This is a genomic window from Rhodococcus sp. P3_B8 (assembly GCF_056402775.1).
Genome location: NZ_JBFUGT010000230.1, coordinates 1 through 10505 on the forward strand (window position 1 = coordinate 1; position 10505 = coordinate 10505).

At 65.9% G+C, this 10505-nt stretch carries 12 protein-coding genes; 5 read left to right on the forward strand and 7 right to left on the reverse strand.

Annotated features, from left to right (window positions below; translation table 11 throughout):
* Window positions 1-1619: sensor histidine kinase (locus tag AC1D1G_RS34715; protein WP_477955641.1), on the forward strand; the 1619-nt coding region annotated here is incomplete at its 5' end.
* 166 nt (window positions 1620-1785) lie between these two features.
* Here the strand turns inward: AC1D1G_RS34715 and AC1D1G_RS34720 are convergent.
* From AC1D1G_RS34720 to AC1D1G_RS34730, 3 genes are all read right to left on the reverse strand, one after another.
* Window positions 1786-1911 (reverse strand): ANTAR domain-containing protein, encoded by a 126-nt coding sequence (locus AC1D1G_RS34720; RefSeq protein ID WP_477955642.1) that lies wholly within the window; start codon window positions 1909-1911, stop codon window positions 1786-1788.
* On the reverse strand, window positions 1911-2411 hold the full coding sequence (locus AC1D1G_RS34725; protein ID WP_477955643.1) for a GAF domain-containing protein: 501 nt from the start codon (window positions 2409-2411) through the stop codon (window positions 1911-1913). Before AC1D1G_RS34725 ends, AC1D1G_RS34720 begins: the two co-directional genes overlap by 1 nt.
* 152 nt (window positions 2412-2563) lie before the next feature.
* A complete protein-coding gene (locus tag AC1D1G_RS34730; protein ID WP_477955644.1) occupies window positions 2564-3805 on the reverse strand; it encodes a UPF0158 family protein in 1242 nt (413 codons plus the stop codon).
* Between the two features lie 873 nt (window positions 3806-4678).
* Between AC1D1G_RS34730 and AC1D1G_RS34735 the strand changes: the two genes are divergently transcribed.
* The gene (locus AC1D1G_RS34735) at window positions 4679-4942 is read left to right on the forward strand and encodes a MerR family transcriptional regulator (protein WP_257015988.1); all 264 of its coding nucleotides are present in this window, start codon (window positions 4679-4681) and stop codon (window positions 4940-4942) included.
* 224 nt (window positions 4943-5166) lie between these two features.
* Here AC1D1G_RS34735 and AC1D1G_RS34740 read toward each other — a convergent pair whose 3' ends face one another.
* Window positions 5167-5763, reverse strand: coding sequence for a TetR/AcrR family transcriptional regulator C-terminal domain-containing protein (locus AC1D1G_RS34740; protein ID WP_477955646.1), 597 nt, complete (start codon window positions 5761-5763; stop codon window positions 5167-5169).
* Here AC1D1G_RS34740 and AC1D1G_RS34745 point away from each other — a divergent pair.
* The 3 genes from AC1D1G_RS34745 (at window position 5753) to AC1D1G_RS34755 (ending at window position 7835) form a co-directional block, all read left to right on the forward strand.
* Window positions 5753-6079 (forward strand): DUF7489 domain-containing protein, encoded by a 327-nt coding sequence (locus AC1D1G_RS34745; RefSeq protein ID WP_477955647.1) that lies wholly within the window; start codon window positions 5753-5755, stop codon window positions 6077-6079. The two genes, AC1D1G_RS34740 and AC1D1G_RS34745, sit on opposite strands and share 11 nt — an antisense overlap.
* Before the next feature lie 164 nt (window positions 6080-6243).
* Entirely contained in the window at window positions 6244-6840 is a 597-nt protein-coding gene (locus AC1D1G_RS34750) for a dihydrofolate reductase family protein (protein ID WP_477955649.1), read from the forward strand.
* A gap of 392 nt (window positions 6841-7232) precedes the next feature.
* Window positions 7233-7835: a nitroreductase/quinone reductase family protein gene (locus AC1D1G_RS34755; RefSeq protein WP_477955651.1), complete on the forward strand. Its 603-nt coding sequence runs from the start codon at window positions 7233-7235 to the stop codon at window positions 7833-7835.
* Window positions 7836-7864: 29 nt separating this feature from the next.
* On the opposite strand, the gene AC1D1G_RS34760 is transcribed toward AC1D1G_RS34755, so the two are convergent.
* The 3 genes from AC1D1G_RS34760 to AC1D1G_RS34770 all read right to left on the reverse strand — a co-directional run.
* The gene (locus AC1D1G_RS34760) at window positions 7865-8725 is read right to left on the reverse strand and encodes a GNAT family N-acetyltransferase (RefSeq protein WP_477955652.1); all 861 of its coding nucleotides are present in this window, start codon (window positions 8723-8725) and stop codon (window positions 7865-7867) included.
* Between the two features lie 303 nt (window positions 8726-9028).
* Window positions 9029-9409, reverse strand: coding sequence for a hypothetical protein (locus tag AC1D1G_RS34765; protein WP_477955653.1), 381 nt, complete (start codon window positions 9407-9409; stop codon window positions 9029-9031).
* 939 nt (window positions 9410-10348) lie between these two features.
* Window positions 10349-10505: ATP-binding protein (locus AC1D1G_RS34770; RefSeq protein ID WP_477955655.1), on the reverse strand; the 157-nt coding region annotated here is incomplete at its 5' end.

The window sequence follows — 10505 nt, forward strand, 5'->3', positions numbered from 1 at the left end:
CCGCCTCCCGGGAGCAGTTCGACGGACTGCTCGAGGCGATGCTCACCGTCTCCTCCGGCCTCGACCTGGCAGCGACACTGCGGCGGATCGTCGATGCGGCCATCAGGCTGGTCGACTGCCGATACGGGGCCCTCGGTGTGCTCAACGACAGCGGAGACGGGTTGCAGGATTTCGTCTACGCGGGCGTCGACGACGACACCCGCCGCCTGATCGGGGAGTTGCCGACCGGGCACGGGCTGCTGGGCCTACTCATCGACCGTCCCGCACCGCTGCGCCTGGACGACATCACCGGGCACCCCGCCTCTGTGGGGTTCCCCGCACGTCACCCGCCGATGCACACCTTCCTCGGCGTTCCGGTCCGCATCCGCGGGCAGGTCTACGGCAACCTCTACCTCACCGACAAAGCCGCAGGCCAGTCCTTCACCGAGGACGACGAAGACCTCATCGAAGCCCTCGCGGCGGCGGCCGGGATCGCCATCGACAACGCCCGCCTCTTCGAACAAGCACGGCAACGCCAGCAGTGGCAGCAAGCGGCCAGCGACATCCGCGGTGAACTGCTCGCCGCCATCGACCCGGGCGAGGTGCTCGACCTGATCGCCCGCCGGGCCCGCCACCTGGCCGGCGCCGACCACGTCCTGATCGCCCGACCCGACGATCTCGAGCAAGCCTCCGCCGACGTCACCACCCTAACCGTCACCGCGTACGCCGGAACCGATCCGAGCGTGCCCGGTATGCGGATCGGCGTCGACGACACCGCCATCGGCCGGGTCTACCGCACCGGGACACTGATCCGGGTGCCGGAGATCAGCGAGACCGGCCCACCCGGCGGTTCGGCGGTGCTGCTGCCGCTGCGGGTGTCCGCGGACTCGGTGACCGGGGTCCTCGCCCTGATCCGCACCCTCGGCCGGGCACCGTTCGACGACCACCAACTCCCCCTGGCCGCCGCCTTCGCCGACCAGGCCGCCCTCGCACTGAAACTGGCCGACGACCAACGCCAACTGACCGCCCTGTCCCTGATCGCCGACCGGGACCGGATCGCCCGGGACCTGCACGACCACGTCATCCAACGGCTGTTCGCGCACGGACTGCACCTGCAAAGCGCCCACGCGCGGACCCACGTCCCCGAAGGCCGGCAACGATTGTCGGACATGATCGACGACGTCCAGGACATCATCACCGACGTCCGCACAGCCATCTTCGAACTACACGGCGGAGAAGAGGACGGGTTCGCSCTGCGCCCGGCGTTGACCGCRATCATCACCGAACAAACCGGTGARAGCGGACTGCGCACCACCGTGCGCATGACCGGCCCGCTGAACGTGRTCACCGGACCGCTGGCCGACCACGCCGAAGCGGTGCTGCGGGAAGCGCTCAGCAACGTCGTCCACCACGCCCACGCCCACCACGTCGACGTCACCGTCTCCGTCGACGACGACCTCACCATCTCCGTCACCGACGACGGCACCGGCATCGCCCCGGCCGTCACGCGCAGCGGCCTGCACAACCTCACCACCCGCGCCCAGCAGGCCGGCGGCACCTGCACCATCACCACCCCCACCACCGGCGGAACCCGCCTGACCTGGACCGCACCCCTGCCGGAAGTGCCAGGAGCACGCTGAGGTGCCGCTTTCGCTACCGGTGACCGCTATCGACCCTCCCCTGGGGGTGCTGCGTCAGGAATCGTCGCAGCCAGTCTGGTGCGAGCGGAATCGAAAATCGAGCGCCGGGGTATAGCGTGGTCACTCCCGTTTAACGTTGGGCGACAAGGGTTTAGCAGGTATCCGGTCACCGGTCACCGGTCACCGACCGCATCAGGTCGTCGGCGACGTCGGACAGTTTGGTGTTGGTGCGCTGCGAACGCTCCACCAGCCGGTGGAAGGCCTCATCGCTGGTGATCCGATGCAACGCCATCAGCACCCCTTGGCCTGATCGATCACCGAACGGGACACCAGCGCCGTCTCGAGTTGCCCGACCGTTTCCGCTGCCGCCCGCCACCGGCGGGCATTGCCGATCGCGGCCGAGGCCGCGGTGGTCAACAACCGCATCAACTTCTCGTCGAACGGGTCGAATGCCTCCGCCCGATAGCTGTAGACATTGAACGACCCCACCAGCTCCCCCGGGCCGGCACCCTCGACGATCAGGGGAACCGACAGATACGCCCGGATCCCCGCCTGCTCGGCTGCCGCGGTGAATTCCGGCCACACCGCAGCATGGTCCCCGACCACGGCCCGCACCGGTTCCCGCACTCGCTCCGTCTCCAGGCACGGTCCCCGATCCGCCGCGTACTGCTCCTCGTCGATCCGCATCACGAGGTCATCGGTGCTGACCACTGTCCGCGGCGCCCTCGGGTCGAGGCGGGTGACACTGACCGCGTCGGAAGGCCGCCGCACCGGCCGGCCCAGCGTGGTCACCGACGCCCAACTCGCCTACGCTACCCAGCTACGGAGTTGTTGGGGCACAAAAGGAACGACGATCGGGAACATGTACGCCCGATCCCTCGCCTCTCAGCTCGATCCGTACGCGGAGGGGCCAGAGACAGAGGCGGCACGGGGTGGGCTGACGGTCAGCCCACGCGGATGCCCTCGCCGGCGAGGAACTCGCGGGCACGACCCAATTGGCGGTCGGTGGCGAAGGCGTACCACTGGTCGGCGAGGCTCTCCTGGTGCACCAGGTCGCGGAACCGGCCGAACGCACCCTTGCCCTCGATCGCCCGCTCCAACCGCTCCCGCAGCGCCGCATCATGATGCCGCTCGGCGAAAGCCGCCATGTCACGCCAACCGTCCCGCGAGCCGGTTCGGTTGAACCGGAGCCACCGGTCGGGCTGCGCCTCCACCTCGACGGCGGCATCCTCCCCGACCATCATCGGGTCGGTGCTGCTCTCGTCGTACACATCCCCGGTGCGCAGGTCGACGTAACCACCGGTCGACATACCCAGATCCCCCTCCAATTCGCTACGGAGCATCTCGAGATCGACCGGCACCACCCGCCCCGACAGCGGCTCCCCGCGCAGACACCCGAGCAGGTCCTCGGCCAGCACCTCGTCACCCGCGCCGCCGCGCCAGGTCAGCCGGTTGATGACCGACACCGCCACCGGCTCGGCCTGCTCCCGTCGCTGCTGCAGCGCCATCGGTATCCCGGCCCCCACCTGCTGCAGCGCGTCGTCGATGTCACGCCCTGTCACCGCGGCGAGGAAACGCGCGGCATCGGCTGCCGCGATGGCTTCGCGCAACTCCGACACCTCGAGCGAGGGCACCTGGTCCCGTGCGGGCCACGCGTGCAACAGCATCGGATGCGGCTGGCTCGGTCGGCGCGGTGCTCGGCTGTCCCCGTCGTCGCCATCCCACCGGCGCCCGTACTGGTCCGGGATGGCGCCCCAGCCCCAGTACGGCATCGGGGCCTCAGGGCGGATACCCAACACCTCCACGGGGTCGACCTTCTCCTTCCCGACCACACAGCGGTGGGTCCAGTCATCACCCAGGTCGAAGGTGAACTGAAACTCCGCTCCCGGCACCAGGGTCCGAACGACCTTGGCCGACACGATGTCCACCGTCTCCGTGATCGGCCCACCCATCGACGAAGCCATCTCGGCCCCGGTCTCCACGTCGGTGACCACACGTCCATCGGCAAGGGTGAACATCGACAGGTGCGCCCGGTCCCACCGGGCGAAGGCGTCGTTGACGGCATTCGCGAGGTCCATGAAGGTGTGCGACGGTCCGACCGCGAAGATGCGCCCGGGCCACGGCCATAATTCTTCGCCGCGCCCGCCGAGCAGCTCCACCGTCACCGACAACCACGTTCTCACCATTCCCCGAGCATGGCATGCGGGCCGCGGCGCCGTCCGGCAGCCGCAGACATGCCGTCTCATCCCCTTGGCCAACTGGCCGCCGAGTGGCCAACTTGGATGAGATTTGGGCACGATTTCTGATTCCCTATTTAGGTTGTCGCCGCCGGTGGCATTTTGAGACGCTGCGGCCTGCGGACTTGTCGCTTGTCTCACGGCATGGCCACCGCAAACTGTCTCAATTTGCTGGCATTTCTTCAGCCATCACGAAGCGAGGCGGGCCGTGCCGGTGCCCTGCTGTGACAGGCGATCAGGACTCCCTGACACCCCACGTCAGGAGTGGTTGGGGCACAACAGGAATGTTGACGGGGCATTTACGCCGGAGCCCGCACCGCAGCTCGATCCCGTTAGCGGATCCGTCGAGGGCCGCCCCTCGACGTCGACGGAACCACCCCCGGCCTCCCGGGTTCGTATGAAAATCCCTGGTCAACCCACTCTACAATTTCTGTAGTGGTAACTGTAGACATTGAGGCGTCGCCGTTATAGAGTTCCTCTCGTCGCAAGGAAAGAGTTCACGAGGTGCGGGAGAGAATGAACTGCCCGCAGAGAAGTAACGCAAGACCAGGATGTGCCGGGCAAGGGTTGATGTGAGTGTGTAAGGCCCCGGCATCTCCGGCCGGCGACCGGGCAGCACGAAGGCCCGACAGCCGGAAAAAGTGCAGTGAACAAGGAAGTGAAACCCGCTCCGGCCCCCGGTGCCTCACGGCGCCGGGGGCCCTGTCCATTGAAAGGTGTCACCCCATTCCGGAAGATTCGCCCGATCGCGGCCCAGCCGGGAAGTTCGACGACGAGGACTACCCGGCCTACAGCATGGGCCATGCCGCCGAGATTCTCGGCGTGACACAGGCATTCCTCCGCAGCCTCGACGCCGCGAAGCTCCTCACCCCCGGACGCTCGGAGGGCGGGCACCGCCGCTACTCCCGATACCAGCTCCGCATCGCCGCCCGAGCCCGCGAACTGATCGACCAGGGCACCGCGCTCGATTCCGCATGCCGCATCATCATCCTCGAAGACCAACTCGCCGAGGCCCGACGCATCAACACCGAACTCCAGCACACAGACCGCCCTGTGACCGACGGGCCCGCCCCCACGCTCGGCTGAAACACCGCCGCCTGTCCGGAACGCCAGTCGAGGGTTACCCTCGGATGCCGCCCTACCGCTCGGCACCCTCACCTCGACTCTCATGCAAGAACGGACTATCCGGCAGGACTGCACCCTCTTCGTCAGTCCACGTTCGATCCCGCTCAACCATCGATGACCGGTCACCTCTCCAGAGGTATCAGTTCACATGCTGGGGGGCAATCACATGTCGTGAAAACGGCTGACTACGCGGGAGGAGCGGGAGTGGTGGGGGTGAGCCCTCGGATGAGGGCGGCGAGCCCGGTCTCGAATTCGTGGTCTCGGCCGAGAGCGACGACGTGTCGAGTGCTTTCGATGAGGTGACTCGCAGCACTGTCGGTTCGATTGGTCTCGATGGCGATGTCCCCACCGTCGCGGGCGGTCTGTTGTTCGATCGCGGAGCCGATCGTGTAACGCGCCACCGCAATGAGGGCAAGGACGGCCTCCGTGGCCGTGAAGCCCGCGCTCTCCAGGAGGCTCACCTGAGCGATCGCGGCGTCGAGATGAGGGCTTCGCGAGCCGGACGATGCGATTAGGCGGGCGCCGTCGCGGATGCTGAGCATCGCCCGGCGCAGGCTCCGCGCGTTCCGAGCAACGAACACGTCCCACCACTCACCGTCCGCGGGGAGACGGTCGGTGTGCCGCCGGGCGAGGATCTCGTTCGCGGCGGCATCCAGCAGCTCGGCCTTGCTGGCGAAGTGGTGATACAGCGCCGGTTGGCGGATGCCGAGGTGCGTTGCGATCGCGCGGAGCGACACGTGGTCCAGTCCGCGCTCGTCCAGGACCATGATCGTGGCTGCCACGATCGAGGCGCGGTCGGTGCGCGAGGGGTACGGCATCGTCCCAGAATATCGGCATTGGCGAGCAAGACTATCGTTGATAATCTTTGCGTGTCCGGCAATGAAGGGAAACCGCATGGGACACGAAGACGCTTGGACCGGCACGGTGGTCAAGAAGTCGCGGAAATTGCTGGACGGCTCGAACCTCTATCGGCAGGTCACCGTCCAGACTGAAACTGGCACCACAGAGAAGATCCGAGTCGACCGGGCACTCTGGAAGGAATTGAAGGTCGGGGATCACCTGGTCAAGGATGCCGGGCGAGAGCCACGCCCCGCATGATCGACCGTGTTCTGCTCTCCACGATGCTCTCGCTGGACGGCTTCGCCGACGATCCGGGGAAGGCGAATGGCTGCGAGACACCGGTCACAGGCTCACCGGCTTTTGAGCGTTGTCCGTAGTCGGCGGAGCCCGTTCATCCTGCTGTTGAGAGAAGGGAATTAGTTATGAAACTCACTATCAGCCTGCAGGTCACCCTCGACGGCGTCGCCCAAGCGAACGGCGGCAATAACGAGGAGATGGATCCCGGCTTCACCCGCGGCGGCTGGGCGCTCCCGCTCAACGACGGCGAGGCCGTGCAGTACATCCTCCACACCTGGCAACGACCGGACGCGTTCCTGCTCGGCCGGAAGACGTACGGTCTGTTCGAGACATATTGGGGTGCCCGCAGCGACGACGACGGCTTCGGCGAGGCGATCAGCTCGAAGCCGAAGTACCTGGTCTCCACCACCGTGACGGACCCCACGTGGGAGCAGACCACGGTCATCTCCGGCGATGTCGCGGCTCGCGTGCGCGAACTCAAGGCGCAGCCTGGCGGAGAACTGCTCGTGGTGGGCAGCGCGGCGCTCGCGCGGTGGCTGCTCGAGAACGAGCTGGTCGATGAGCTGAACCTGGTCCAGTTTCCGGTGATCGTCGGCGAGGGCAAACGGCTATTCCCCGAGCACGGCCCCGACTTCGCACTCGACCTGATCGACTCCCGCGTCTTCGGTACGGGCATCGTTGCCCTCACGTACAGCGTGGGCGGTCGCCCCGAGTACGCCTGAGCGAGAGTGCCCCTACCGTGTGGCTGGTCAACGACCAGGGCAAGGGAATGCGACCAGTGCTCCCGCAAACGGAATGCGGTGCATACAAGCGCGACGCAATTACAGCGGTCCGAGCAGCTCCCGGTGACCACCAGGACCGTCCAACAGGTGCCCTTCGCCCGTAAGCCGCCGCGGCTTGCCGCCAACCCGGCGATCATTACCGTGCCGGAAGCGGAACCTGCACCCGGGACGAGTTCGGCGAACAGCGGACTCCGGCAGCAGTCGGTGCTCGTTCCGTACGCCGATCGGCAACCGGTGTGCTCCGATAGGCGTCGCCATCGGTCAGTACTGCGCGCCATCAGGTGCGAGAGGCAAAGATGATCTGCGATGCTGATCAAACCACTGCGGAGGACATGAAGAGGCTGAAGATGACGGAGGCCCCGAACAACGGCTCCACATCAGGTGATGAAGCGGTGACCGTTCGTGCCGCCGCGATCCGGGCCGCGGATATCCGCGAAGTACCTAAGCACGGATCGCTGCTGAAATCGGGGAGGGATGGTCGCATCCTCAGCGCGCTTATCCTCCGGATCTTCGCTATCTCCACACCCCATGGGCACGGGGTGCTCACAACGACCGGTCGCAAGAGTGGCAAGGAGCGACGGAACTACGTTCGCGCGATCCGGTGCCACGACAAGGCGTACGTCGTGATGCTCCGCCCTCCCGCATTGGCAATCGAGAGGCCCCTAGCCGTCTCATCCTGGATGTGGAACATCCGGGGAAACCCAAACATTCGCCTTCGGCTGCGGCGGCGAACTTTCGCCGGCGTCGCGCGCGAGATCAGCGACCCGAACGAGTTGCGACAGGCCCGAGAGGCAATCTGCGAGACGGTTCACCTCGTTGACTACGGTGAGTGCAGCCTTCATCTGCGCGGGCGTCCCTCCCGGGCCAAGATCAAGGACCTCCACCGCTACTGGTTCGACACCGGTATCCCATTTGTGATCGAACTCGCGGTGTAGGTAAAGGGTGCATTGTTGTGCCAGGACGCCTAATAGCCAATCGACGGCAGCCACGCGCCCTGCGGCTCGTTGTAGAGCCCGATCGTCATCAACGTCGACTGCTGGACGATCTTCAGCCCAGCATCGAAGCACCAGGCCATGAGGCGGGTGTTGCGTGACGGCACGAGGAACCCGAGGCCGGTGAACTCGTCGGCGCTGGCCAGCAGCGCGATGACGTCGTCGTCGGCCTTGCCGACCGCGTGCGAGATGTAACCGAAACCCGTCGCATAGCCGGTGATCTGGCCGCCACGCTCGACCACGCGCGCGGTGCCGACATTGACCCAATACTGCAGCTCGCCGTGGCGGTCGTGGCCGTGCACCTGCCGGCAGATCTCGTCGCAGGCGGCGATCTCGTCCGGTGTCGCCGCACGCACGACTGCGCCGGGAATCGCGGACACCCGTGGCGTTCCCTGGAAGACGGACAACAGCTCACGCACGGCGAAGTCGAGCTTGGCGTACAGGGAGAAGGACCGGTAGTTGTACGCCGTCTGAACCAGCCGCACCCCTGCGACGTCGCGCTCGCGCGATCGCTCAAGCAACGCATTCATCAACGCACGACCCGCCCCCGCGTCCGACGCCGCCGGATCGACGCAGACGGGTCCTATGCCGACGATCTTGCCGCGCTCGTCCTGTAAGGCGCTGCCGACGATTCGGCCGTCGCGCTCGGCAACCAGACCGTAGATGCCGTCGGTGTCCAGCATCGCCTTGATCTGGAAGTCGGCGAATTCGGGCGTGCCCGCTTCGATCGGAAAGTTATGGCGCGTGGCGAGCCCCTCGAAGGCGTCGAACATGAGGCGCCCACACACCTGGGCATCGTCCGACGTCGCCTCGCGAATCTGCAGCTCGGTCATTCACCTATTGTCGCGCTTGCGCTGCCGACGGGTGTCCCAATGGCGGATCCGTTTGCGGGACGACCACCTGCCTGCCCGGGCGTTGGCAGCCGAGTCGTCCCGCTGGTGGTTCGGCTTTCGGTGGATGTGAGTCGGCCCGCACCCCTCAAGACGTCGACCCATCAATCCGTCATCCCTGGATGGAGTTACGAATCTGCTCCAGGTCGCCTTGCGTAATGGGCGTCGCGGTCATGAGGCGCCACTGCCAGTGGTCGTCCGACCACTCGACGCTGTGGCGGTACCGGCTGGCCAACTCAGGAGCAATCAGGGTGGGCTGAGCCTGCCGGGGCCACCGAGCCAGGGGCGGGTGACCGTCGACGGTGAGCGAGGCGACGACTTCACCGGTGTGTGGATCACCGACAACGGGTTGGACGTCGACCCCGGTGGGCCAGTACCTGTGGGTGCGATCTCCTGTGCCAGAAAATGCACTTTTCGCAGGTGATCAGGGTGCCGGTGTCGTTCGTTCTCAGACGGTGGAGCGATCTCCCCGTCCCAGTCGAACGTGGTGTCCGGCAAGTGCTCATAGATCTCGACGTCTATGACCTCTGCGGGGAGCTTGCCGTTGCTGGACCTGGCGCGCAGCAGGAGACCTGTCACGTCGTCGATCGCGAATTCCATCGTGTCATCGGTCGACGGATCACTCATGCGCAGTGACCACGCACAGCGGCCGCCGACAGCGGTCTCGGTGACCGGTCCTGTGGGGGGGCAACCCTATTACTGAGGGTGTTCGGCGACAAGAATGAGTCGGGGCCGACAAACAGGGTCGGGCTGATCGGCTTGAGGATGTGCAGGTGAATATGCGCTTTTGTCGGTGCATCTCGTCGCTGGCCCAACTGAACGCTACGTCGCCTTTGCGGATCAGTATGGGCTGGCCGGCCTTCTCGATTCGCCAGCGATCGCCCGGTCCATGCAGGAATTCCCAGGCGCCGTCCTCAACGGTCCCCCGTATGGGACACGTATCGGTAGGTCAGTGAACCCGACAGGTAGAGCAGCGTGCTCGCCGCGTGTCGACCCATCAGTTCGATCCAGGACGGGCGCAGCAGTCATGTCAGCAACCGTACGGCGTCATGTCGACGCACCGGCAGAAGCTGTTCAAACGGATGTCGGAGTTTGCGGCGCGTTTCACAAGTGGATCCGCTTACGGAACGAGGGCCGACTGCCGCAGGCATACGGTGGGACGCCACTTCATCCCGGTGCAGGTTCGCCGACCGGACGACGATTCCAGAAAGAGCGTAGAAAACAGCGGGCCCGGCGCCATCGGCGGCCAGCTCCGCCGGCATACAGGTGCCCGACCACTACGAAAACACCTCTGCCGACGCAGCCAACCGCTGCGTAACACCTACGCTGATCTGAATCAAAGCGCTCCAATTCGGGTCGCTCAGTCAGGGACACGTACGGCTGGCATAAAGATCGCGCAAGAGCGCGGCCTCAGCGCCATGATGGATCAGTTCGTCCGCGATGCGTGTCAACGGACACGAGGAAGTCCGGGCCGGCGGACATGAGATCTCCGGATCTGTGGACGTCAAAATTCCGGATGTGCGGTCGTTGAAGACCGGTGGCGGCCGGTGCCGTTGGTCCGCGTCGTTAGTCGAGTGGGTGCACGCCCTTGCCGGCGAGGGCGTCGGCGAGGCGGTGTGAATCGCCCTTGGTCACGATGACGTGGGCGTGGTGCAGGAGCCGATCGACAGTAGCGGTGGCCAGGGTCTTCGGCATGATCGTGTCGAATCCCGAGGGGTGAATG